Origin of the sequence: Paenibacillus lautus, assembly GCF_050482385.1 — a bacterium.
Taxonomy (GTDB): domain Bacteria; phylum Bacillota; class Bacilli; order Paenibacillales; family Paenibacillaceae; genus Paenibacillus_AQ; species Paenibacillus_AQ lautus_B.
Map to the genome: position 1 here is coordinate 289,537 of NZ_JBCNHV010000015.1, position 26,155 is coordinate 315,691.

16 protein-coding genes and 1 pseudogene are annotated in these 26,155 nt (G+C 49.6%); 2 read left to right on the forward strand and 15 right to left on the reverse strand.

Annotated elements, in window-relative coordinates:
- Positions 1–26: 26 nt before the first annotated feature.
- Positions 27–1,466 (reverse strand): N-acetylmuramoyl-L-alanine amidase, encoded by a 1,440-nt coding sequence (locus ABEW73_RS19720; protein ID WP_430166246.1) that lies wholly within the window; start codon positions 1,464–1,466, stop codon positions 27–29.
- A 322-nt stretch (positions 1,467–1,788) separates the two neighbouring features.
- Complete coding sequence (metE, locus tag ABEW73_RS19725) at positions 1,789–4,077, reverse strand: 5-methyltetrahydropteroyltriglutamate--homocysteine S-methyltransferase (RefSeq protein WP_430166247.1); 2,289 nt, start codon at positions 4,075–4,077, stop codon at positions 1,789–1,791.
- Between the two features lie 218 nt (positions 4,078–4,295).
- On the opposite strand from metE, the gene ABEW73_RS19730 reads away from it, so the two are divergent.
- Positions 4,296–4,994, forward strand: a complete 699-nt coding sequence (locus tag ABEW73_RS19730) for an aspartate/glutamate racemase family protein (RefSeq protein ID WP_430166248.1) — start codon at positions 4,296–4,298, stop codon at positions 4,992–4,994.
- A gap of 89 nt (positions 4,995–5,083) precedes the next feature.
- Here the strand turns inward: ABEW73_RS19730 and ABEW73_RS19735 are convergent, their stop codons facing one another.
- The 9 genes from ABEW73_RS19735 to ABEW73_RS19775 all read right to left on the reverse strand — a co-directional run bounded on the left by ABEW73_RS19735 (position 5,084) and on the right by ABEW73_RS19775 (position 18,522).
- Complete coding sequence (locus tag ABEW73_RS19735) at positions 5,084–5,740, reverse strand: GAP family protein (protein WP_430166250.1); 657 nt, start codon at positions 5,738–5,740, stop codon at positions 5,084–5,086.
- Positions 5,737–6,516, reverse strand: coding sequence for a MerR family transcriptional regulator (locus tag ABEW73_RS19740; RefSeq protein WP_430166252.1), 780 nt, complete (start codon positions 6,514–6,516; stop codon positions 5,737–5,739). Before ABEW73_RS19740 ends, ABEW73_RS19735 begins: the two co-directional genes overlap by 4 nt.
- Before the next feature lie 163 nt (positions 6,517–6,679).
- Positions 6,680–7,774, reverse strand: coding sequence for a GerAB/ArcD/ProY family transporter (locus tag ABEW73_RS19745; protein ID WP_430166254.1), 1,095 nt, complete (start codon positions 7,772–7,774; stop codon positions 6,680–6,682).
- Between the two features lie 21 nt (positions 7,775–7,795).
- Positions 7,796–8,017 (reverse strand): hypothetical protein, encoded by a 222-nt coding sequence (locus ABEW73_RS19750; protein ID WP_430166256.1) that lies wholly within the window; start codon positions 8,015–8,017, stop codon positions 7,796–7,798.
- Positions 8,014–9,222 (reverse strand): Ger(x)C family spore germination protein, encoded by a 1,209-nt coding sequence (locus ABEW73_RS19755; protein WP_430166257.1) that lies wholly within the window; start codon positions 9,220–9,222, stop codon positions 8,014–8,016. The genes ABEW73_RS19750 and ABEW73_RS19755 overlap by 4 nt, the downstream gene beginning before the upstream one ends.
- A 57-nt stretch (positions 9,223–9,279) precedes the next feature.
- Positions 9,280–10,749, reverse strand: a complete 1,470-nt coding sequence (locus ABEW73_RS19760; RefSeq protein WP_430166287.1) for a spore germination protein — start codon at positions 10,747–10,749, stop codon at positions 9,280–9,282.
- 242 nt (positions 10,750–10,991) lie between these two features.
- Complete coding sequence (locus tag ABEW73_RS19765; RefSeq protein WP_430166259.1) at positions 10,992–11,663, reverse strand: bifunctional 2-keto-4-hydroxyglutarate aldolase/2-keto-3-deoxy-6-phosphogluconate aldolase; 672 nt, start codon at positions 11,661–11,663, stop codon at positions 10,992–10,994.
- Positions 11,664–11,689: 26 nt separating this feature from the next.
- Positions 11,690–13,351 (reverse strand): hypothetical protein, encoded by a 1,662-nt coding sequence (locus tag ABEW73_RS19770; RefSeq protein WP_430166261.1) that lies wholly within the window; start codon positions 13,349–13,351, stop codon positions 11,690–11,692.
- A gap of 191 nt (positions 13,352–13,542) precedes the next feature.
- The gene (locus ABEW73_RS19775; protein WP_430166263.1) at positions 13,543–18,522 is read right to left on the reverse strand and encodes a polysaccharide lyase family 8 super-sandwich domain-containing protein; all 4,980 of its coding nucleotides are present in this window, start codon (positions 18,520–18,522) and stop codon (positions 13,543–13,545) included.
- 311 nt (positions 18,523–18,833) lie between these two features.
- Between ABEW73_RS19775 and ABEW73_RS19780 the strand changes: the two are divergent.
- Positions 18,834–18,983: pseudogene (locus ABEW73_RS19780) on the forward strand (transposase); the annotation flags it as partial.
- A gap of 15 nt (positions 18,984–18,998) precedes the next feature.
- On the opposite strand, the gene ABEW73_RS19785 reads toward ABEW73_RS19780, so the two are convergent.
- The 4 genes from ABEW73_RS19785 to ABEW73_RS19800 all read right to left on the reverse strand — a co-directional run bounded on the left by ABEW73_RS19785 (position 18,999) and on the right by ABEW73_RS19800 (position 26,087).
- Positions 18,999–20,858: a glycoside hydrolase family 35 protein gene (locus tag ABEW73_RS19785; protein WP_430166265.1), complete on the reverse strand. Its 1,860-nt coding sequence runs from the start codon at positions 20,856–20,858 to the stop codon at positions 18,999–19,001.
- 37 nt (positions 20,859–20,895) lie between these two features.
- Complete coding sequence (locus ABEW73_RS19790) at positions 20,896–22,155, reverse strand: alpha-L-fucosidase (RefSeq protein WP_430166266.1); 1,260 nt, start codon at positions 22,153–22,155, stop codon at positions 20,896–20,898.
- Positions 22,156–22,230: 75 nt separating this feature from the next.
- Entirely contained in the window at positions 22,231–24,582 is a 2,352-nt protein-coding gene (locus tag ABEW73_RS19795) for a glycoside hydrolase family 95 protein (RefSeq protein WP_430166268.1), read from the reverse strand.
- 122 nt (positions 24,583–24,704) lie between these two features.
- Entirely contained in the window at positions 24,705–26,087 is a 1,383-nt protein-coding gene (locus tag ABEW73_RS19800; RefSeq protein WP_430166270.1) for an ABC transporter substrate-binding protein, read from the reverse strand.
- Between the last annotated feature and the right edge of the window lie 68 nt (positions 26,088–26,155).

Below are 26,155 nucleotides of genomic sequence, written 5' to 3' on the forward strand. Positions count from 1 at the left end.
AATGATAAGCCTGATCCGTTACATGCTTACGAAGACTGTGATTCAGGTAAATGCAGCAGATCCGGGACCGTGACGAATGAGTATCCTTGGTCTTTCAAATCCGGTATTAACAGTTGGAGTGCCTCCAGCGTGTTCGAAAGATGGTTCTTGCCGTTTGCGGTATGCTGAAGAATGATGCCTCCAGGCTTCAACTGCTTGTGGATGATTCCCATGATCTCCTGCGCGGGCAGACCTGACCAATCCATCGTGTCCACGGACCAGTTCACGATCGCTAAATCCATATTTTGTATAGCTTCCTGTTTGTCCTCATCCAATGCGCCATAAGGCGGCCTAAACAAGGATGGACGAAATCCGATAATGTCGTTCAGCTCATCCTGCGTATTCTTTACCTGATTCAGCGCTTCTTCCATCGATATTTCTGTAAAGTTGGGATGTGACCAGGAATGATTTCCTATGGCATGACCTTCCTCTTTAATTCGCCGCACAGTCTCAGGGTGGGCCTCCGCCCGGTTTCCCAAAATGAAAAAGGTCGCTTTAATATCGTTTTCCTTCAGGATATCAAGGATTTTGGGCGTAACCATGGCATCGGGCCCATCATCGAATGTAAGTGCAACCTGTTTACCGTCCTTGGCCGAGCCATTAAAATACACCTTTTTCTCCATAGACTGGTTTCCGTTAAGAGAAGTGTTTGGTGATCTCTCTTTATCTGAATCATTCTGTGCTTGCTCTAGGGAAAGTTCCTCCGCTCCCGCAAAATAGTCCCTAAGCCCATCAACAATAGCTTGCGCGGCAAGTTCTTGACCTTCATTGCTCAGCAGGAAACGCTCATCCTCCGCATTGGTGAGATATCCAACTTCGATAAGCACTGCGGGCATTCTTGGCGTAGATAGCACTTTTAATTGTTCTTCCTTGATCCCGCGATCACGAAGGCCAATTCCCTCCACTACGTGCTGCTGAAGGCTTTGGGCCAATGGGATGCTGTCCTCGTGTCGGTATAAGGTTTCCGTACCCGATGTCATGGGGTCCGTATAGGTATTGCCATGAATGGAAATCATCGCATCCGCATTCCAATCATTCGCCTTGGCTGCCCGTTCATCCAATTCAACGAATTGATCATCCGAACGTGTCAAGATAGGTTCAAACAAAGGGTCCTCCTCAAGGAGGTCAACAACCCGCCCGGCAAGGGATAGATTGAACGCTTTCTCATAAGCACCGCTTACTCCGGTAGCTCCCGGATCTTTCCCCCCATGACCGGGGTCGATTACGATCCGATACGTTTTATTTGGATTAGGAACAGCTGGAAGCGTCTTATAGTTCTCTGCAAGTCTAGCAGATGATGCCGGCACCAACTCCACCGTTGATGAACCGACGTGCCATGCCATTTTGAAGCCGACAATAAATAGGATTGCAATGAATAGAATAGAGTAGACTCTGGTAAATTTCTTTCGTTTCTTGTGATAGATCATGGTTCCTCCTTCTTAGGTGATCGTGCTAGATACGATTCCATAAGAAGAATATAATCGCCGAATGTGATAACGATTTTACCAAGATGTCAACAACTTGTGTCCAACTTACTCTATGCAAATGTCAGGAGACTTCCATAGACATATAGACGTCACTTATTTAGAGCCAAACTTTCAGATAGTCGGATTCCATACCTACTATACGCTTCATGATAGATATCGGCTTGGTTAGCAAAAAAAGAAGCAGGCTGCCAATGCAGCTTGCTTCTATACTATCTTAGCGATTCATATCTCTGCCCACCCTAACAACAAATCAGCTTTACGGTTACACGTTCAGCGAATAGGACGAACGAGCGATCTCCGTGGCTTGAACCATATTGCGAAGGGATGCGACCGTTTCTTCCTTACCGCGTGTTTTGAGACCGCAGTCCGGGTTGATCCAGAACAGCTTCGGATCCAGGACCCGCAGTGCACGCTCAATCATGCTTGTCATCTCTTCCACTCGAGGTACCCGTGGACTGTGGATATCATACACGCCGAGTCCAATCCCTAATCTGTACGTATTGACTTCGAAGCTATGAATCAGCTCGCCATGACTGCGCGAGGTTTCAATCGAGATGACATCGGCATCCATCGCCTCAATCGAATCGATCATGTCATGGAACTCGCAATAACACATATGAGTATGAATTTGCGTGGTCGGCTGCACCGTGCATGTGGTCATGCGGAAGGCTTTAACCGCCCAAGCGAGATACTCCGCTTGATCTTCCTCCTTGAGCGGCAACCCTTCGCGAACCGCAGGCTCATCCACCTGAATCATCCCGATGCCCGCCTGCTCCAGCGCCTCTACTTCCTGTCTTAGGGCATAAGCCAATTGATAGGCAATCTGTTCCCGCGAGATGTCTTCGCGGACGAACGACCAGTTCATGATTGTAATCGGGCCGGTTAGCATCCCTTTCACGGGGCGGTTAGTCTTCGACTGTGCATATTTCGTTTCCTCCACCGTCATCGGTTTCTCGAATGCGACATCCCCGAATATTACAGGCGGTTTCACGCAGCGTGAGCCGTAGGACTGAACCCATCCGAATTGTGTGAAGGCAAAGCCACCAAGCTTCTCACCGAAAAATTCAACCATATCCGTTCTTTCGAACTCTCCATGCACAAGCACATCCAGGCCGATCTCTTCCTGCAGCTTGATCCAAATATCGATTTGCTCCTGAATGAAGCGCTCGTACTGCTCATGATTCCATTCTCCCTTGCGCCACGCCTGGCGTGCCTTGCGCACCTCGGCTGACTGAGGGAAACTGCCGATCGTCGTGGTCGGAAAAATCGGCAGCTGCCACTTATTCTGTTGAGCGGCATGACGCTCCGCGAACGGCAGACTGCGAACCGGATTCTGCACACTAATCTCGGCAACTGCCTGCTGAATGTCATGTCGATTGCGCTCTTCGGATTGTTTAAGCGCCTGAAGGGCAGCATCGCATTCTTCCAGCTCCTTCGCAATCCGGGATGTACCTGTGGAGATTGCTTTCGTCAAAAGAACCAGCTCACTCAGCTTCTCGTCTGCAAAGGCGAGCGCACCTTTTAGTTCAGGCTGCAGCTTCGTTTCGCTGCTCACCGTCACCGGAACATGCAGCAAACTGCACGAAGTTTGAACGATCAACCGTTCAACGGCTACGTATTTCGTCAGCTCTTCCAATTGCGACAGCTTCTCGCGAAGCGACGCCTTCCAGATGCCGCGTCCGTCAATCATCCCGGCGCCAAGCACCTTATTCGCAGGAAACCCTGATTGTTTAATGGCTTGCACATTGCCTTCGTATCCATGCACCAAGTCAAGCCCGATACCGCTAACGGGAAGCTGGATGATGTCCTGATAGTTTTCTACGGATTCAAAATAGGTTTGCAGCATGATGTTCAGTCCTGGTGTCGAAGCCGCAAACGTTTCATAAATGCGGGTTAACCGCTTAATATCGGCATCGCTTAATTTCGTGACGAGGATCGGCTCATCAATCTGGACCCATTGAACGCCTTCTTGAGCAAGCTCCTGGAGAATCTGCACGTAGAGCGGCAGCAATTTTTCCAGCCAGGCATCCGTCTCCGACGGCTGGTACCCTTTGGACAATTTCAGGAAGGTTAGCGGACCGACAATAACCGGCTTGCCTTCAATGCCGAGCTTCTCCTTAGCCTCCCGATAGGCTGCCAGCGGTCTGTTCTCCGTCAGAACCGGAGTAGCCCCATCCAATTCAGGTACGATATAATGATAATTGGTGTTAAACCACTTGGTCATTTCACTTGCTGTAGCATCCTTCGTTCCGCGTGCAATACCATAATATACAGACAATGGCACAACGCCGCCCTCATAAGAGAAGCGCTTCGGTACGATACCAAACATCGTCGCCGTATCCAGAACATGATCGTAATAACTAAAATCATTCACCGCAATAAGATCGATCCCGCTTTCCTGCTGCTTCCGTAGATGATTCAATCGAATCTCCTGCAGCTGCCGGTGAAACTCCGATTCATCAAGCTTGCCTGCCCAGAATGCTTCCAGGGCTTTTTTCCACTCACGATCAGCACCAATACGCGGATATCCCAGTACACTGCTTTTTGCCATTTATGTAACACTCCTATACAAATTGTTACAAGAAAGATATCATGTATTGATCGATATAGTGTAACTCATATAAGCTATATCTAGTTATAGCCTATGGCTATAGCTAGACAGGTGTATATGTAATCTTGTTTCAAGCCAATAAAAAAACCGCTATATGAACACGGTTTTTTCATAATACTCTATAATGAGATTACTTAGGATTGTAAAGGAGATTATCTATGAAGACGATTGGACTTATCGGAGGAATGAGCTGGGAATCCTCCATTGAATACTACAGAATCATAAATGAGCAGGTGAGAAGCCAATGGGGTGGCCTCCACTCGGCCAAATGCCTTATGTACAGCGTGAACTTCGCAGAGATTGAACGCTATCAATCCGAGGGAAATTGGAAAAAAGCCGGTGAAACATTGGGTGAGGCTGCACTTTCTTTAGAAAAAGGCGGTGCCGATTTTCTATTGATATGTTCCAATACGATGCACATGGTACTAGAGGATATAGAAGAAAAAATAAGCATCCCTGTGCTGCACATTGCCGATGCCACGGCTAATCAAATCCGGGAACATGGGATAAGCACGGTAGGCTTGCTTGGAACCAAATATACCATGGAGCAGCATTTTTACAAGCAAAGATTAGAATCTAATCATATCAAAGTGCTCATCCCCAATAAACAAGATCGGGAGATCGTCAATAAAGTGATTTATGAGGAATTATGTCTCGGCAGCATCCAATCGGATTCAAAAGCTTATTATAAAGAAGTCATTGAACGGCTAATTCAAGATGGAGCTGAAGGAATTATTCTAGGCTGTACGGAGATCGGATTATTAATAAAACCCGAGGATTCCAAAGTTCCACTGTTTGATACAACCTTCATACACGCCATTGAAGCTGTTCATAAATCGCTCCAAGCTGACTCTTAATCGGCTAGTTTTCCCGATTTCGGGAGAGGTTGCCAACGATTCTCGGCCCCCTCTCAGCGAGCGAGTTTTCAATTCAAAATCGGATATCTTTACAAGTTGTCAATGCTGTTCAGCACCAGGATCAGTCCGGCAATGCACAACACCCATGACAGAATCGATCCGGAGCTCTTGGCGATTCTCAGACGCAGCTTCTCTAGCGGACGCTGCATCATGCGGCCAAACGCGAGATGTAAGCCAAGCAATAGAAGTGGAGGCAGTACCATCACGATATTGTAGGCAGCCAGGATGGGCATCCATTGAACCGTAGTTAACTGCGCCTTTATCATCAGCCCGATTGCCGCAAAATATGGAAGGGCTGTTGCTACCTCCAGCAGGGCAGTCGTGAACCCAAGCCCGATCATAGCCCCGAAGCTTTTGGATCTTGGACGGGGCGGCTCGGACGTTTTTTTCGTAGGGATAAAAAAGCTGGCGACAAACAGGATTCCGCCTACCACGGCCATGACCCAGCTGACCGCTCGATTCTGAAAGATGCCGGTTACGGATTGCAGAACAGCATCCAAGCCCAGCATAAGCGCAGCGCCTACCAGGAAGTAGAAACCCGCCACTGTGAATAAATAAATGAATAAACGCGCGATTAGCCGATCCCGTTCGGTCAAAAGCAAATACACCGTTACGCCAAGCGTAGCTGGACTCAGCGTGTCCAAGAGTGATAAGGCTCCAATGGAGAGCAGCAGTTCCAGCATCAAGATGTCGCCCCCTCTCCAATTTGTTCTTTGTCCTTGTGTAATACATAAATTTCAAACGCCTGTTCCATGAATTGAAGAAGTTCATCCTCGATGGGATATAACCCCATCTGCTCGGACTGCGCCGGAGATTTACGAATCTCCCACAGCTTATCTACGAAGGGGTCTTCATCTTCAAAAACCTCCAATCGTTTCTCATCCATCCGCCGCACAATTCGTTGCACATCCGGTGAGTCGGGTCCGTCCTGCATCCGCCGTTTGAGCTGCCCCAACAGAGCAATCCACTCGAGAGAGTCTGGATCCGTGCTGTTCATATTAGGGAGTAGACTTAACAACTCTACTTCACGCTTCTCAAACATTTGTTGCTGGAACGAGTGTTTTAACGATGGGTCTCTTCCGGAGAGGTGAATTAATTTCTGAATGACATCCCAGCTTGTCTCACCTTCCACCGCGATGCTATGAAGCACAGCTCGCAGCGCCGATTCCATCTGGTCCAGCTTTTTTTGTTCGCTCATAACGAAGTCCAACTGATTCATCAAACTGGTGGACCAGTTCCATTCCGGGTTTGAAATCATATCCGATATTTCTTGCAAACTGAAGCCCAGCCTTTTAAGAAACTGTATTTGCTGCAGCTTCTTTAATTCATCATCACTATATATACGATGTTTGCCCGGTGTTTTGGCGGCAGGAATCAGCAGGCCAATCTGGTCATAATACCGCAGCGTTCTTACCGTAATCCCCGTCTGTTTGGACAATTCTTGAATGGGAATCGACTTCATCACCTGCTTTCATAATTTTCTTTTCTCTGATACCTTCAGTATATAAGATGACGTTACGTCACTTTCAAGCTTTTTCACGAAAAAATATTACAATTGTGATTCGATGCAGCCGGCACAAAAAAAAAGCCCACGCTATCGGGCTTGTTCAAACACATCCTGAATTTCACTTCAATTTGAGAATTTTCGTTCTGGTTAACCCGATCAGATAGAGACCCATGGGAATCACCAACAAGTGGAGAAGCGCATAGCTTGACCACACATTCTGAATGATATCACCAACATAGACGGTGTTGATGTATGTATTCCACGCCACGATGACAAACAGCACGGACAACGGATAGATTAACGGATTTTGTTCCTTCAGTCGGAACACGGTCTTTATTCCTTGAAGAATGGAAAGATACAATAGAGAGATCTTGATAAAAAAAGTCAGAATCCAAAGCGTAATCAAGATGCCTTCAACACGTTGAAAGAAGTTCCCCAGGTTAATCGTCTTCGCGAGTGCAAATGCCGGAAACGTGCTATTCTCCGTCTGTTCAATTCCCAGAATCAGGACACTGAGCAGGACAGTCATGCTGAGCACGAACCCGCCTGCAACGGCTCCCCCCATCAATGCTCTCTCCCCTTTTTTCTTCCCCTTAACCAGAGGCAGGAACACCATCAGCACAATCAGTTCCTGAAACATGGAAGCATGGAATCCGGCCTTGGCAACAGGGATCCAACCATCCTCAAGCATCGGCTTGATATAGTTCCAATGGATCTGGGGAATGAGCGAGAGAACAAGGACCATAAACAGAAATACAATCCATGGAAACATCAATTCACCGACCCGGGCTAAGATAATAATGCCCATCCTGGCGCACATGACGGCTGCGATCAAGAACAAGATTTGAATGGCTTCGATCGGCGTCTCCGGAATGATTTCGCTGCTCAGGAAAAAACCCAAGTTGCCGAGCAAAGTACCCGTAAGAATCAAAAAATAAAAAAGGTAGATTATCGAGAGGAGCTTTCCCAGCAGTTTCCCCAGAACTTTCTCATGGATCTCAAAGATCGTTTGGCCCGGATAGACACGCGCAATGGCAATATACAGCACAACCATAAGGAGGTTAATGAACAAACTGAAGAGGGAGGCCATCCACGCATCTTCCCGGGCGGTATGAGCTAAACCGGAGGGGGTAACCAGGATCGAGGTTCCGATGGTCAACCCGAAGGTCAGTATAAAAAATTGCCGGGCTGCGATATCCTTGTATTTGATCACGTGTTACCATCCCCTTCTTCATTATGAGATCAACCTGTTCAGCGGTTGCATCCAGGTGCTGATCCAATCCAGCGGCCTTAGATAAGGCACCTCCATCATATCCCCTATCAAGGCCAGCAATGTTACTCCCCATACCGCATAGAATACGACCATGTCCCTGAGAGAGCGCAGCTTCAGAAGATGCCGGGTTTCCATAACAAACACGAAGATCAGAAACAATATGAATAGCCAATGCCAATTCACGGCTCAACCACCTTCTGCTTTAAGGGTTGTATAATGGATCCGATCCGCCGAATCGCGACATCGGCATTAACGTGGATACTCATCGTTTTAAAGCTTTCTCCCCAATGGTCCCTGTATTTTTTCCATACATCCGGATATTTTCGGTGCAGGACCTCGCCGAATGCAAAAATATCGGCCCCGTATTGCTGCTGGACTCCCTTGATGTGCTTCAGGATATTGGCATTATATTTATCCTCGATACTTTTCTCTATTTCATCGATGACAGCGGGTTGAGTAATATCAATCGGACATTGAACGGAATTGACGTCCGCTTCGATTTCCAACTCGGCTGAAAATTCAGGGATCCCCTCCGAATTGAGCGTAACATCAAGCGATGTGTTTACCCTGTTCACGGCGAACCCGACAATGCCGCTATCCGGACATGAAATAAAGCCCGATGTAGTGTCCACTCTATTGAGGACATAATTGACGGCCTTGCTGGGCGATTCCCCCAGCCATCCCACCAAACGGTCCCCTTTAAACACGCCTAGTCCCGTATGTTGAAGCAGCGTTGAAGGACTGATTTCCTTCACATTCTCCATGGACTGTCCTTCGGCTAAACTGCCGTTTAATTGGACCCCGGATAATACAGGGTCTGAGCCGCTGCGCTTTAACTCCGTCACAAACTGCTGTAATGTGACTTTCCCCGTCGCTGCCCATTTTTTCTCCGATATCAGAATCGAGGAATAAAGCGAATTGGCCGGAACATACTCGAATGGCGTAACGACCTCAAGGATGTCCGAGGCTTTTCCGTTCTTGGCAATGAGCATGAAGAAATCCGTTCGAAGCTGATGATTCCGAGAGATATAATCGAGCACATCGCTGACCCCTAACCGGGCCAAATCTTCCCCAAATACCAGCACCCGGACGTGGGACAGATACGGCATGCGGGGTGCCAAGCTTAACATCCGCTGAAGGGCGTCGGGGATGGTCTTGCCGACTGACTTGTAGGTTACGACCGAGGCACTTCCCATCGACCCGCCTTTTTTGGTCCTAGCCTCAGCGGAATTGAGCACTTGAGCAGAAATGGCGTACCCATTCTCATGCGTATCGATTCCAAGTGCCATGACGACGGCAAGCTCATTTAATTCTTTTCTGCTCCAGCATCCAGTTGTTACGGCCAGACTTAATATGAGCAGGACTGAAAGTATTTTTCTTTCCAGCATACATAACCAGTCCCATCTGTTTAAAATAGAGAATCCGCGTTATGAGTTATAGTCGGCTCATGTCTTGGATTTGGTCAAGTATTTCTTCATGCTGTGACGCGACACTCGCAGCAGAGCGTCCTTCTGGCTCCGCCATCGTATGGGTGCAAATGAAGACATATATGGAACCCCCATGGACTGCAGGCTGCAGAGGTGAAGGCCGATCATGATCATGCCGATAATCATCCCGAACAACCCAAATGACGCAGCGATTCCCATCAGCCCGAACCGTAATATCCGCACCGAGATTCCAATGTTGAAAGCCGGCAGGGCAAAATTCGCAATCGCCGTCATGGACACAACGATCACCATCGCCGCCGATACGAGACCCGCTTCAACGGCGGCCTGCCCAATGACCAGCGTGCCTACGATGGAGACGGATTGGCCGATCGATTTAGGCAATCGAATGCCCGCCTCACGCAGAATCTCGAACGTAATCTCCATGATCAGCGCTTCGATAAATGCGGGGAAGGGCACCCCTTCCCGCTGGCCAATTAAGCTTGTCAACAAGTTGGTGGGCAGCATTTCCTGATGGAACGTGGTAATCGCAATATATAATGAGGGGGTAAGAAGCGCTATTCCGAAGCAAAAATATCGAAGAAGCCGAACCAGGCTGGCAAAATCCCATCGCTGGTAATAGTCCTCACTCGATTGAAACAGTTGAACGAACAACGCCGGAACCACCAGCACAAAGGGCGTTCCTTCCACAAAAATAGCAATTCGCCCTTCCAGTACAGCAGAAGCAATAACATCAGGCCGCTCTGAATTATATACCGTCGGAAAAGGGCTGTACCGATGATCCTGAATCATTTCCTCGATATAATTGCTCTCAAGAACGCTATCCAGCTTGATTGCATCCAGTCTTCTGCGCAGCTCATCAAGTACATCGATATCACATAACCCGTCCATGTACATCACGGCCACTTGCGTATTGGTGTGCTCGCCTACAGTTCTTTCTTCAATGCGCAGCTTAGGGCTTTGAATTCTCCGCCGGACTAAGGCCGTATTCTCTCGGAGGGATTCAGTGAAACCTTCCCTCGGCCCTCTTACCACGGATTGTGAGCTGGCTTCCTCAACTCCGCGCTGCTTCAGCGCTTCAGTACCAACGTACAGTGAGGTTGATGTTCCATCCATGAAGATGATTGTATTCCCGGATAACAATTTCCCTTCAACTTCTTGAAAGGTGTTGGCTTCCCCCACTTTCCCCATTGTGATCGTGAGTTCTTTGAGCATGTTCATGCGTTCTTCCGGAGACTGATTTGGAAATTCAATAAATAGCGGCAAATCCTTATGAATGGCTTCGATTAATAGTCGGGGATCTCCCATGCCCTCAATATAGACCATCACTGCAGGTATGGAGCCCACATTCATCTCTCGATAGATGATATCCCCGCTCAGTCCGAATCGACTCTTCATATTTTCGATAAATTGCGTTATGGAAACAGGCAATTTTTCTTGTGAAACATGATCGCGCGTTGTGTTCTTCATCATGTTAACGACTCCTCGTTTGCCCTCAAGGTCAGCTTTGCCTTACAAGGAATTCAATTACCCTCATGTATCTTTTCCTCTACTGTTCCCGCAGTTGGATATAATATACTTTTGTACGAATTGCTGAAATTCATTCTATACTCAGAATGAACTTTCAAAAAAACAAATAACGCCTATGGAAGACTCAGGGAGTCCGCAACAGGCGTTATCTGATCAAAATTTTCTACCATTTTAAAATATTATTAATGCGTCATCCCTTTAGCTTGCAGATAGGCTCGCTTGTATTCGGCCGCTTTTTGGGCAATCAAGCTGTAGTCCTGACGCTTCAAAGCTTCGTTTGTCAGATCCGAGCCAATACCGACGGCGATCGCCCCCGCTTTGATCCATTCGCCAAGGTTATCGAGCGAGACACCACCGGTCGGCATAATATTCGCCTGCGGCAGCGGGCCCTTGATCGCCTTGATCATCGACGGATCATACAGGTTGCCAGGGAACAGCTTGACAATGTCCGCCCCCAATTCCAGTGCTTCCTGGATTTCCTTGATCGTCATGACCCCCGGCATAACCGGAATCCGATAACGATTGCACAACATCATGGTGTCTCTGCTCAGGCACGGCCCAACAACAAACTGGGCACCGCTCAATATCGCCGCACTCGCGGTTTCCGGATCAAGCACTGTACCTACCCCAATGATGGCATAGGAGGATGGATCTTCGGCGTTCCATGAATATTTGCGCGACAACGTTTCAATAGCCCGGAGCGCAAACGGTACGGTCATCGTCACCTCAATCACTTTGATACCGCCGGCAATCGCCTGTTCGGCCATCTCCACAACCTGCTCCGGCGTTTCGCCGCGCAGGACCGCGACCACGCCTTCTTCCGTGATTTTTTGAATCAGCTGCAGTTTCTTCATCTTTACTCCTCTTTTCTATTCGGTAACTACACAGAGTACGATTCAAACGTACACTCCGCTCCGTTTATCGTTCTCGCCGAGCTACCTGAAGTCATATGCTTCAGAATGAGTCGATCTTCCGTTGTCCATCCTGTATACGCAACCTCAAGCCCACCATCTGTCTTGAATTCCGGTCTGTGCTCAGACATTCGTCGTGCGAACGCCGCCAGCTGTCCGATCCCCCTGTTCTCCGCTTCCGGAACGGACACCGCTTCTACGGTGAGAGCCATTCCGGCGCCATGGCAAACGACCAGATGATATCCGGACTGTTCCCTAATGTCATAAGTAATCCCGGGGCTCAAATGTACGGCAAAATAGACATCATCCACTTTACCGTACAAAGCTTCTGCCTCATACAACCATTCCCCTTCCGGTAGAACGCCGACAACTTCCGCACCACCGGCGCCCGCTGGTTCCGGCAGCGGATACAGAGTCAGCACCACATTTTTGTGATACAGCACCTCCATCCACTCGCTTTGGTGGCGGGAATCGCCACCAGAAGGATCATATCCCTCTCCCGGGTGAAAAAAATACAGCTGATTTGCCTTGCCGCCGTCGCGAATTGGGAGGCTGAACATCCAGCGCAGCTGCTCGTTGTCGAACTCACGAACCCGCTCCCACAATCCGCCCGCCGCATAATGTTCTGTCACATAAGCATAGGAGTGCAGCTGCCTCATCTCGCCGTCAACCGATTTCAACAAAAGCTTGCGCACTTCCGTCGGTTCTCTGCGGTTTAGGGCAAGACGCCGTTTAGCTTCCGGGGCTTTATGGAACAGAAATCCGGCATACTCCGTGCGCGGCATCTCCTCCGGGAGGCTGAAATCACCGAACTGGACATAATCGTGAAGTACATTGGCATCCCTCGGCGCATCATGCGGCCATCCCCTGGAGTGGGCTCCTACCCACGCCCCTTTCAAATAATAGGACGTGCGCAGGCTCCACAGCTCATCTAACAGTTCATACAGCTCCTGCTTCAATTCCGGTTCCTCCGCCAATTCCAGTGCGCAGGTGAACGCCTGTGTCCAATGCCAGAACCACGGCAGGCACCCGTACTCAGCCATACCTTCCCGGCGGAGCAGACTCAGGGTATCCCGAAGACTTTGTTTTCCGTCCTCCAGGAGTTCCTTATCGCGGAAGCGCTGGCCGAATATTAACTTGGCTGCCGTATATTTAGCCTCATGATGATTGCACACGGTAAGGGGCTTGCGAAAAAAACCTCCTTGGTAGATGTGTTCCAGCGTAGCTTCAAACTCCGCGGCCAAGCCCTCGCTCATCTCACTTTCAAACTTACGATGGAAAAAAACCATCAAACTTCCCATCAATTCCACCGGCAGCGCATGCGGACTCGCCTCTTCCGGCTTCGTCCCTAGGTTCAGTGGCCAGTGCCCGTGCATGGGATTCTTCGCATCCCGGTTCTGCAGCCGCAGCACACGATCCAGAACCTCCTCCGCCAACCGTTTACCTTCCTGCCGGTTGAACTGCGGATCATGCTCGAAGTCTACCGAAGCTGCAAACAGATAAGAAGCGTAATAGAAGTTATCACGAACATCTCTGTGAAACCACAGCCCACTGGATAGCAAAGGCTGCCTCCATGCTTGTTCCGCAACGTTCCGAACAATCCGGTTCATTCTCTCTTTATAATCGTTCATGTGTTCTCCTTTCCCAATCCGATGGTAAAGCCGCTTCCCAACATAATGCAGAATAAAAAAAGAACCAAAAGAAACCTAATTCGAACCTATATAAACATTAAAAACCTAAATGAACAAAAAGGGAAGCTATATTTAAAAAACCAAAGCCTTCATTTATCTTGCAACGCTTGCCCTTTACCCCAGAAGAGGGCCTAACGGCCCTCTATTAATGGGTTATTCATCCCCAGGAAATTGATCATATTCAGCATTACCTGCGCCGCCTCTGCACGGGTGGTCTGTCCTTGGGGATGGAAAGCTTCTCCCCTTCCCTGCATTAAACCAAGGTTTACGGCAAGCTTCAGGTCTTCCCGTGCATAAGCGGATACTTGATCCGCGTCTATGAACTTGATTTCTTTAACCTGTCCTTCCGTACTGCCCATGATAATCGTTGAAAGTCTTGCAACCATGACAGCCATATCCTCCCGGCTTATCGGCCCATTGGGGTCAAATGTACCATCCGCTTTACCTTTAACAAGCCCGGCTTCATAGGCGGCGGCAACCGCATCCGCATACCAGGCCTGCGGTTTGACGTCATTAAATGCGTTTTTGTCACTTGCCGCAAAGCCCCAAGTCCGTACGATCAATGAAATAAATTCGGCGCGTGTTACCGCCGAGTCCGGAGCAAACTCCGTTTCCGTCCGACCATTTACAACATGCCGTGCGGTCAATACTTTAACTGCGCGTTGCGCCCAGTGCGAAGCAGGCAGGTCGTTAAACCCTTTGTTGTATTCCAGCACCGTGTATAATCCAGGACTATTTATGTAAGCTTCGATTGATTCTTTGTGGTTCCCGGTTAACCCGCTGACATCCTTCCATGTTTGAACATCTTGATCATATACATAAATCCCCAACAGTTCAGGGTCCAATCCGGCATAAGCCGAGGCGTCAAAACGGATCCGGGCAGGCACCACAAAAGGTTGATTATATTCCTTTTCCATATCTGCTCCGACAAGAAATACGCCGAATTTCATCATCCCGCCTGATCGGAGCTGAAGATTCGATCCACGGGAACCACTGACTAAAATAGACGCTTCCTGTTCCCCAATCGGTTCGAATGTCAGCAGTACCGCCGTATGGCCGACCGAATCGGCTTCGATTGCCGAAAGCAGCGCCGAATCGATTGTAAGAGTTACGCCCATCTTCTTGATTTCCAGCTTGCTCTTACCAAGGAGCGCTCCGGCTTGTTGGGGCAGGCTGATCTTGGTTTCCTCTTCAGTGAGTGAGATCGAGACTACACCGTCCACTGGCCCCCGAAGCGTCTTCTCATTCACGATTTTGACCCCGTGGGTCGCTTCATGATGGCTCGTTTCCGTTGAAGTGTCCGCATTACCTTGCGTCCCTTCATTGCCGGACGTGTTGTCGTGCGAATTGCTCTCCGATCCATTCCCGTTACCGGAGCCATTATCCGTTCCACCCTCGGTAGAGGATGGATCCGTCGTTACTCGCAGCTTGTTGCTCTCCGACTGATTTCCTGCGGCATCGGATGCCTTCACACTAAAAACGTATTCGGTTGCTGGAATCAACCCGTCCAGCGTTTGGCTATACACCGACGCAGACACACTCGTCACCCACTGCCCATCTCTGTAAAGGCTGTAGCCGGATACTCCTACATTGTCGGAAGACTCGGACCACTTTAAGGCAATTGAAGTATCTGTCACCGATGTATAACTCAGCACAGGCGCGCTTGGCGGGGTGTCATCACGAGTCGCGACCGTAATCTCCCGGCTGTCTCCTACCCGCTGGCCGCCTCCATCAAGGCCCGATACCGCAAAGTGATAAATGGTGCCAGGCAGCAGGCCGTCTACGGTCGCAGTGTAGGTGTCGGATGTCACTGTGCGGTAAGTAGCGTCACTCACCGTAATACCGTCCTTGCTAATTTCATAACCTTCTATTCCCGACACGCCATCCGGGACCTTCCATTCCAGATCGACACTCGTTTCGGTTTGAAGCGTCGAATGCAAGGAAGAGACAGGCACCTCTTTCTTAAAAACAACGGTATGCGCCGCACCTAATGATCCGTTCGTGTTCAAGCGCAGTTTAATGTACGGCGCCGTTTGTTCAATAGTTACAGTCGAATCAGCACTTGCTAATACAAGCCCCGCGCGATTTAAATACAGCGTTATTTCGGACTGCTGCTGTGTCGGATCGGAGACCGTGAGACTCAAGCCGTCGTCCGTTTCCTTCATGATCACCGAAGCTGGCTGCTCCGAACGCAGATCGCCCACAGTACCCGGATTCCAAAAATTAGCCGCTGTGAGGCCAAGCTTCTTCTCCTTCACCGCATGAATGTCTATCGTGTTTGCCAACACGTCGATATCCGGATTCTCGCTGTACTGCTTAGTTGCCTCCCCACCCTGCTCAGGCAGCAGGACGTACGAATAGGAGGCATTAGCTGGCGTTTCTCCGTGATCGAAGGCCAGACTTAAATAATTCCGCGTAATCGGAGTACTCGCTTGCGAGCTGTTAATCTCCTTCCAACTGGCGGTTCTGCTCTCACGGAGTACCGATAATTCCGCTGCATCCGGGAAGTAATACCCCGTTCCGGACCCATCTGTATTACTGTCGAGGTGTGCCCAATGTACACCACTTGTCTTATACGGCGATCCGGTCGCTAACGGCTGGTCAACGCCGTCCATAATGAGTCTATTGTCCCCGGCAGCATTCAACATGCGGTTCTCGATTAGGGTTTCAACCGTTTGAGGCCCGCTTCCATTACTGGTAATGCCGGAGCCAAGCGCGACAATCTCATCATCGAACATGAACCAGGACTTTTTGCCCTTCAAATCGCTGCCCGTCACCTTAGCCAACGAAAAATCCATGCCGGCGGCTCCGTATTCGCCATCCAGCGATACGCCCCCGACCCAAGATTGAGTATTCATATACGAGGTCCATTCTCCGGGTACCCGTCCTTTTCCGGATCCATCCGTTGTGGTCCCTGGCAAGCGGAAGGAATCGACGGTCGGCCAGAAGTCATGACGGTACTGCCCGAAATCCCGATCATACAAATAGGTCATGCCTATGCCTGTATACCAGCCCTGCAAGTTCTCGTTATTTCCCTTCTCAAAGGCCGAAATTCGATCCGAAAACAGGCTCAGACCAAACCCGAAACCATCCCGCAAATGAACGACCCGGTCCATGCCTGCAAACACCTGATTTTTTACCAGATGGCCCCTCGGTGTAATCGAATCCTCGTTCATCAGCTTTTTAATGACCATGATATCGCCAAGGGACAATCCTTCGTAATAATTACTGTAGGTTGTATCTTTGGATATCCATTCCTTTGCCATTTGCTTGATGGAAAGGGCCACATCGGCTGGTGCGGATTCCGCCATGCGCAGCAAGGTAATGATCGTACCGCGGGCGCTGCCGCTGCCACTGCGGGAGATCCCCCTTCCGTTGACCATATCCATGAACTGTCCGTTATAAATGATGGGTTCATAGGTCTGCGATACCCAATCATACACATTCAATACGTTACGATCCGTGATCGGCCATGGCGAATCGGTCAACAGGTAGGACATGTCCGCCGTGCCTTTCAACCATACCGATCCGTAACCTCCGGTATACGCGATATTCGAATGCTGCACAAGGGAGCCGTCGCGATATACGCCGTCCCCTTTTGTCGCATAAACATACTCGGAACCGATGGAATCTCTACCCAGCATAATTTTGGCACTGTTTTTTCCGATAATTCCTCGGACGGTGACCACAAACGCTTTATCCAATAAATTGGCACCGGTCATTTTGACCCCGCTGACGCCAAGCACGGAGCCTGTCTTCGGGTTCGGACAGAATGTATCGATTGCCGATATGAATCGGTTGATTTGTTCCCGAGACAGATGGTCGTACATCAACACCATCACATCATTGAGCGCTTGTGGAGCGCCGATCTCCCAGTCCCACCAATTGTTGTAGGCTTTTTTGCTGCCATTGTAGCGATTGGCGTACATCCAGTCGAGTGCGCTGGCAATATCGCTGGCAAGCTCCTTGTTTTCGAACATATCGGAGCCCGGAACGGAATACGCCAAAGCCATCGTTTTCAATCGATTGTAAGCCGTCGTGATTTGACTGGAATCGGTCGTGCTGGTCAGATCGCTCCACAGCCGTGTACGCCCGGATGACTTGTCCAGCGACTTCCAGAATGCAGAAGCCTTATCCGCTTGGGCGGTGACGGCTTCAACAATATCAGGATCGCTCTCGTCAAAGGCGCCGCCAGTGAGACGTGTATGCCATTTTTCACGTAAACTTTCGTAAGCCTCCATGTCTGAAGCAGACTCCACATTCACTAAACATTCTGCTGACGTAAGACCATCCGGTGTTGAAAGTCTGATCGTTGTCGTACCGATACCTACGCCGGTAACCTCGCCGAGATCATTTACGATCGCCGCATCGGGGTTGCTCGAAGTCCAACTTACACGTTTATCCGATGCCGTAGATGGCGTCATGGTCGGAGACAGCGTAACCTTGCCTCCAACTCCTATGGATAAAGCCGTTTGATCCAGCGTGATTCCGGTATAACCTGAATATTCCTCCAGCACCAGGTCGTCAAACCAGACCTTCCCTTTCCCTGTCTCCAGAAATGGCTCAATGATCAATTTGGTTGTTGTTTCGGGAATCGTCAGAACCACCTGCTGCATCGTCCAATCCCGGGTTCCCGTCCATTTTTCGGAAGCAGGTCCGTCCCCCACCTTGGCCGTATTATAGTATTGTGTCCGGAAGTAAACGCCCTGGCCAGATACGCTATCCGTCTTTAGCCATAGCTTAAGCTTGTAGGATTTGCCGGGTGTCACAGATGTGACCACCTGGTTGACGGATACCCGACTCGTGTTAAAAGCATCAAACAAAAGTGATTGTTTCCCGTCATGCGATTGTTCCGTATCAATTTTGACCGTTGCCGTTTTGTTCGGCTCTTTGCCGCTGCCGGTTGGAATCCATAAATCCCAATGAACCGGAATCGGATCCGCGATCCCTTTCCAGGCCCCGCTTACCGTGGAAGTCGTTTCTTCAAAACTTCCATTAAGCATTAGATTGGTAGATGCAGCCGACGCTACCCCGGCTGTGAAACTTCCGATGCTTGCGGACAAGAGATCTATCCCAAGCGTAAGCGCTAACAAAAAACTGGTTTTTCGCATTAATTCACCCCGCCATATGGTTAAAGTACAAGCCACAAACCTGGTACGCGTACACCTCAGCTTTCTAAGACTCCTACGGCTCCATACCCGCATCAGGCCTCGTGTTACTTGTAATCTTACTTAGTTGAAAAAATAGGATGTGGAGAATTTTGACCGAAAGCGTATACATTTCTGACATTGTCCTGTACATGAATCGATTCGTCCTCTCCGCTACGCCGTGCAGATGGCTTACGTTTAGACGCAAAGAAACCGTTCTTCGGTAAAATGGAGGTGCGACCCAAACCATTTACGTAAGGAACGGTTTCTTTTTGATGCTCACCAAAGTCATCGTCTACGCTGACACACAACGGATCTACTCTTCTCGTCAGATCGCCAAAGCCGTTCGCGAGAATGTCATGTTCATGTGGATTGCCGGGAGACAGCGTCCGGATTTCCGCACCATCAATCGCTTTCGTTCCGAGCCGTGTGTTTATGGACTATTTGTCTTCTCCATCCTGTACGAAATTAAGCACAGATTCGTCTACTGCCGCGGTCTGTCCAAGGTCCGGCTGATCTGACAGTTCGACCTCGCAAGATGCGGGACGGCCATGCAGTTCAAATAGAACCAGCTCATTCTCCCCTTTACGCAATAAAGGGCCGGGAATATACAATGCCTTCTGCGGCCCCGCCTTCCAGTACCGGCCGAGATTGAAGCCATTGATCCAGGCGACACCTTTGTTCCAGCCATCAAAGCGAAGGAACGTATCCCCGATGTCCTCCACCTGAATGCAGCCGCGGTAAAATCCAGGCTGGCCCGCGTTTTCCGGCTCCGGCATGGACAGCTCTTCTTGCTCCGCCTGGCCTTCATCCGTAACCGGTTTATAAGAGAGAGAGGTCAGCATCTCGGGCTCCAGCGGCAGGGTCCGGATCGTCCAGTCATACAGGAACTGGTTATCGATTCTCACACCTTCCGTAATTCCCTTGGGATCGCGGATAAGCGGCCCGTAATTGATCCGGCCCATGTTCTCGACGAGAATATCCAGTCTCGCTCCGTTTGCGGGTACGGTAATATCGAGCGGCTCTGAATTCCATCGTTCGATAACGCCAAGCGGCCGACCATCCAGAAATACCTGGGCACGATCCCGGACCTCCTGAATATGCAGCTGCTGTCCTTGCCGCGGTCCCTGAATAAATGTGCTGTACAATATAAAGCCATAGGACTGTCCGAATTTTTCCATCGGCTGGATGCATACGCTTTGTATCGGCTCTGAGAGATGCTCTAAATTGGCATCCGCAAACAGCCCTGCCATTTCAGACAACGAGACCTTTCCGTAGGCTACCTTTGGAATGGGATCCGGGAAGACACAACCCGGCTTAAAACCATGCTTGCCAAGCACCAACCGCACCGCCTCATATTTCTCCGTCTGATCCCCCCACTCCGTCAAAGGAGCATCATAATCGTAGCTAGTCGTTGTTGGCTCATAGGTCTGGATGTGATTCGCTCCACTGTAAAAGCCGAAATTGGTTCCACCATGGAACATATACATATTAATCGAGGAGCCTTTCCCTAGCATTTCATCCAGTACGCCGGCAACATCGGCCGCATCCCGCACATGATGGTCCTCCATCCAGTGATCAAACCACCCGTTCCAGAATTCCATGACCATCAACGGCTCATCCGTACGATATTCCCGGTATTTGCTGAAGGATTCTTCTACCCGGGAACCGAAATTCACCGTCGCGTGCACATTGTCAATGGATCCGCCTAGCAGCATTTCGTCGGTTGGTCCGTCGGAGGTAAAGAGAAGCACATCAACCCCGCGCCGTACCAGTCCTGCGCGCAAATACTCAAGATAAGCGTGATCGTTGCCATAACTGCCGTATTCATTCTCAACCTGAACAGCCAGAATTGGTCCTCCGTTAGTAGACAGCAGCGGAACCAGTCTTGGGATCAGCTCATCGTAATAATGATCCACCTTGCTCAAATAGAGCGGGTCACTGCAACGAAGCCGGACTTCTCCATAACCAAGCAGCCAGCCTGGCAATCCTCCAAATTCCCACTCCGCACAGATGAACGGGCTAGGTCTGACAATGACGTGCAGGCCCAATTTCCCGGCCAATTCGATAAACGATACGACATCAGCCATGCCGCTAAAGGTAAATTCCCCTTCTTTGGGTTCGTGTACATTCCAGGCGATATAAGTTTCAACGGTATTGAATCCGCATGCCTTTAATTTTAATAGCCTGTCCTCCCAATATTCAGGAACGACACGGAAATAGTGAATCGCTCCCGATATGATCCGGTACGGCTGCCCGTTCAACAAGTATTGTCCGTTCTCCCAAGTGAGCATTCCCATTACAGATCCCCTCCGCCTCATGTTTAAAGTCCAAAGTTTATTGCCCGCAGCGATAAACCGCCATTTTTTTGATTTTCGGACTTGCTGCCGATTGCAGTACCCGTAAACGCACCTTGTCGGGAGATACTGGAGAGAACGCATCGATTTTCTTGTGACCGATCGCGCTTCCGCGTGTAAGCTCGAGCCATTCTCCATCAATGAAGGCTTCCAGCACATATTGACTTACCCGTTCTCCGTAAGCAATGTCCTCCATGACAACGACATGATCGATCACGCCTGCTTGGGGAAGGGTCAACTCAACGACCTCTCCCGATTCCGAGCTTTCGGCTAGGGCATGACCAAACCGACGCTCGATCTCTCTGCCAAATTCCAGAAGACGTTGTACATCGGCTTCCGGAAGCAGGCCATGATGGTCCGGAGCGACATTGAGCAGCAAGGTCGCCCCATGTCCGACCGACCGATAATAGATTTCCATTAGTTGATCAACAGACAACAGCAAGTGTTCTTCGTTGGGATGCCAGAACCAGCGGTCTTTTCGAATGGGGACATCACATTCGGCGGGCACCCAATCCGGCGTCTCCGGCAGCCACTTCAGCGATTCTTCGCTGAACATGCTTCCCCGTGAAGAATCGGCCGTGTTCCAGCAAGGATACGGTGCTACACCATCCTCGTTGCCGACCCAACGGATCGTGGGCGCGCCCATATTAAACACCATGGCGCTGGGTTGATACCTTTTAACGAGATCCATAATTCGAGGCCAGTCATATTTGCGGCCTTCTGACCCCGCACCGTCAAACCATACTTCCACCAGCGGACCATAGCCGGTTAAAAGCTCCTCCAATTGTCTGCAATAAAAGTCATCATACTTTTGCGGGTCGGCATAACACGGCTCATGCCTGTCCCAAGGTGATACATAAATACCGAAGCCGATCCCCTCTTCCTGGCAAGCATCTGCGCATTCCTTTACGACATCGCCCCGCCCATCCTTCCACGGACTCGAGGCAACGGAGTAGTCCGTTGTCGCCGTCGGCCACAGGCAAAAGCCGTCATGGTGCTTGGCCGTCAATATGAAATAACGGAATCCGGCTTCCTTCGCGGACCGGACCCACTGCTTGGCATCCAGACGGTCCGGATTAAACAAAGACGGAGCATCCTTGCCTTCCCCCCATTCCTGGTCACAGAACGTATTGATTCCGAAATGGCAGAACATCCCGAGCTCCAAGTCCTGCCAGGCTAGCTGCTCTGGGGTCGGCAAAGCCGCAACATAATCCGTATTCTGCTTCAAATCATCATTCATCTTTTTTTTCACTCCCTGACATGATTTTCGCTTCAGTATGAAACTTGGATCCAACGCAGTAAATAACATGGTTCATTATCGTTTTAATGCAATCTGATAGGTCTCTCCCCTCTCAGCCGCAAACGTATATTGATAGCCCAAGCCTGAGCACAGGCATGTTATAGGTACAGGAACATGCGTAGAATCAAGTATTACAAGCTGCTGCCCGCTAAATAAAACACAATCCCGGACATTCTCCGAATAAATCTCAGCCGTTTCAAGCTTGCCTTCTTTCCAGCTAATATTTACTGTATAACCGCCCCTAGCACGCAGTCCCTTTACCGAACCACTTGCCCATGAGGACGGCAGAGCAGGAAGCAAACGAACTTCGCCGCCATGGGATTGCAGCAACATCTCCTGGATCGCGGCCGCTCCGCCGAAATTGGCATCGATTTGAAAAGGGGGATGGTCACCGAACAAATTCGGATGTACTGCCTTGACCAGCAGCTCGCGAAGACTGTCATGCGCTTTCTCTCCCTCGCCAAGTCTGGACCAGAAATTCGTAATCCACGCTTGACTCCAACCGGTATGTCCTCCGCCATTCTTCAAGCGCCGTTCCAGCGTTGCCTTGGCAGCCTCCCCTAACTTGGGCATTTGATGAGGGATAATCTGTTCCCCCGGGTGCAGAGCGAATAAATGTGAGATATGGCGATGACCCGGCTCAAACTCTTCATAATCAACAGCCCATTCCATGACCTGTCCGTATCGGCCGATTTGAGGCTGAGGAAGCTTCGCCCGCGTACCACTCCATTGTCTACTCCATTCCTCATCCAGCTCCAGAATATCCGCTGCTTCAATACAGGCGGTAAATAACGCATATAAAATTTGTGAATCCATTGAAGGACCAGAGCATAAGGAACCGATCTGTCCTTTCTCGTTAATATAGCTGTTCTCCGGTGAGAGCGAAGGCGAAGTAACCAGATAGCCGTTCTCATCAAAAACAAGAAAATCAAGAAAGAATAAGGAAGCCTCCTTCAGGACTGGATAAGCCCGTTCACGCAGGAATGACTCTGACAGACTATAGCGGTAATGCTCCCATAAATGCAGTGCCAGCCATGCCCCTCCCATCGGCCAGAAAATAGCGGGTGTCCATGCTCCAAACAAGCCGCTCTCTGCCCACAGATTTGATGAAGTGTGCGCCGTAAAGCCTCTCGCCCCATACAGAGATTTCGCCGTCTTCCGCCCGTTTATGACCAAACGATCGATAAAATCGAACAATGGCTCGTGACATTCTGGCAAATTACCGGTCTCGGCAATCCAATAGTTCATCTGCAAATTAATGTTCAGATGATAGTCACTCTCCCAGGGTGGCGTGAAACTCTCATTCCAGATTCCCTGCAAATTGGCAGGCAAACTCCCCGGTCTCGAGCTTGCCATCAGTAAATAACGACCATAATGATAGAACAACGCCTCAAGCCCAGGATCATTGCCCCCTTGCCGATAAAGCTGCAGTCTCTCCGAAGTAGGCCTATCAACAAGTGCATCTTCTGCCTCTGAAGCGCCCTCTTCCGTTACCGGAGTTATCAAGGTATCAGCCGCTTTGATTTCCAGACTTACTCGCTCAAATAAAGCGCAATGATCAGCAATATGCTCGTCCAGCAATGAGTCATATGGAAGCAATATAGCAGATTCCGCTTGTCGCAGCGCCTCCCGGTACGGATCATCACAGCGGAACGATGTTTGAGCGGCGAGCAGCAAAGTAACGACATCGGCAGACTGAATATTGAGGTAATTGCCAACCGTTTGACACTTGCCGCCAATCGTATTAGCATGAAGTACTGCCGCGTATTTAACACCATCCGGCCCACATATGCCCTCCATCGCCAATGTACGTTCATTTTCTCGTTTTATGTTTCCATCGAAGGGGCGCCTGCTTAATCGGGCTGATAAATGAATAGCTGCAGGTTCTGATGCGGAAATACGAACGACAAGCACTTGATGAACAGCGCTAGCAAAGACTTCTCGGTCATAGAGAATCCCTTTCTCTTCCCAGCTTACGGAAGCAACACCTGTCCTCAGATTCAGCTCACGCCTGTAATGATGAACTTCTGACGTGCCAGATTTGAACTGAAGCAGCAACTCTCCGAGCGGTTGGTAAGGTCCAAAGTATTGCGGAGCATTTGTAAAATGTGTAAGCGCCAGCTGCTCCCCCTCTCGCAGCTCCCCACAGCGAAGAAGAGATCTGATATCATCAAGCTTTTCTAACGCCTCTGGATTGTCATGCTGTTTCGGTCCGCCATACCAGACGGAATCTTCATTCAAACCAATCCGCTCGGTGGACACACCGCCAAATACCATCGCTCCGAGTCTCCCGTTGCCGACAGGAAATGCCTCCGTCCAGACCTCTGCAGGCCGTCGTTCTACAAGCTTTCTAGTTTCGTTGATCATCGCTCTGCTCCTATTTTTGAGTATCACAATAGAATAAGGGCTGCCTCAGATGTATGATTACTGAAGACAGCCCTTCCAATCAATAGCTAAGCATCAACCTTTTTGGATTCCGTCCGGCCCGATTATTTAACAACGCCTTTTTCGTTAATGATTTTTGTAGCCTCATCGACCATCCATTGTTGAACCTCATCAATCGGCTCATTGCTGAGCATGAATTTCGCAAATCCGTCATCAATGATCTTAGTCAATTCCGAGGTAGATGTCACCATGACTTTGGCAGCATCAAGATACTGGATTTCATCGCTAAACAGCGTATATTTCAACGAATCCATATCGTACTTATCCTCATTACCGGCAACCAGCTTCGTCAGCAGTTCTTCGTTATTCGCCTTCTTGTAGCCAGAGAACTCTGGTCTGTTGTCCGAATCGGCTGTTGTCATGAATCTCATAAGTTTAAAAGAAGCTTCCTTGTTGGAGGAATTGGCGCCCATCGCCAGCATGCTGCCGCTGGTGAAATATTTTCCTTCATACTCTTTAGGTTCCGAGCCAGCAGGAGGCACAGGTACAGGAGCGAAGGCTGTTTTGAAATCATGCGGATATTGCTCCGTATTGCCAGGATCCGCTATCGTAAAGTTGCCTGTAAGAATCATAGCAGCTTCTTCATTGAAAAATTCAGTACGGTAGTTCAACTTCGCGGCAAGTACGTCACTGTAAGGTTTGGCCGACTTGTCCGTCTCCTCCATATCTTTGCGGAGCTGGAAGAAATACTTGTAAGTCGGATCGGACAGAATGGTCGTTCCGTCCTCATATACGAACGGATCTTTCATCATGGTTTGCGCCGGAGCATTCATATAAAGCTCCCACGTATGGAAGTAAGACCCATAACGTTTGTCAACGCCTTCGCCCTTGGTCAGCTTTTTGGAATAGTCGCGGTAATCATCCCAGGTCCAGCCGAATTTCGGAACTTCAAGTCCCGCTTCATCCAGAGCATTCTTGTTGAGCATCACATAGTTCATGCTCTTGGTGTACTGCATGCCATAATACTTGTCGTCTACCTTGGCATTGACGAAGTACTCGTCTTCTGGAACCAGACTTTCTTGCTCATAGAACTCGTTCAGGGGAGCAAGAGCTCCGCGTGTAGCCCGTTCGAGAACTCCGCCCAAGCTTGGAAATTGAATAACATCAATCGCTTCACCGGAAGAGATCAGGAAATCCAACTTTTTCATCATCTCCACGGAATCGCCCGGAACCAGAACCACGTGTTCAACCTTGATATCCGGATTCTGATCCATGAACTCCTGGAGCATCGCGTCCGTACCCGCCTGTTGAGCTTCGTTATCCCAGTTGTAATACTTGACGGTAACCTGCTTGTCCGTCTGGCCGCTTCCACCGCTGCTGCCGGCACCCGTTTCCGACCCGGATTTCCCGCAGCCGCTTAATACCAGGGTGCTCGCTAGGATCGTACTAAGAATGACCGATAATCTGTGTTTGCTTTTTTTCTTCATCTTACTTCCCCCTGCACAGATAAATTAGTTGTCGCGCTTACATGTTCATTATAGGCAGCGGCTTGGCC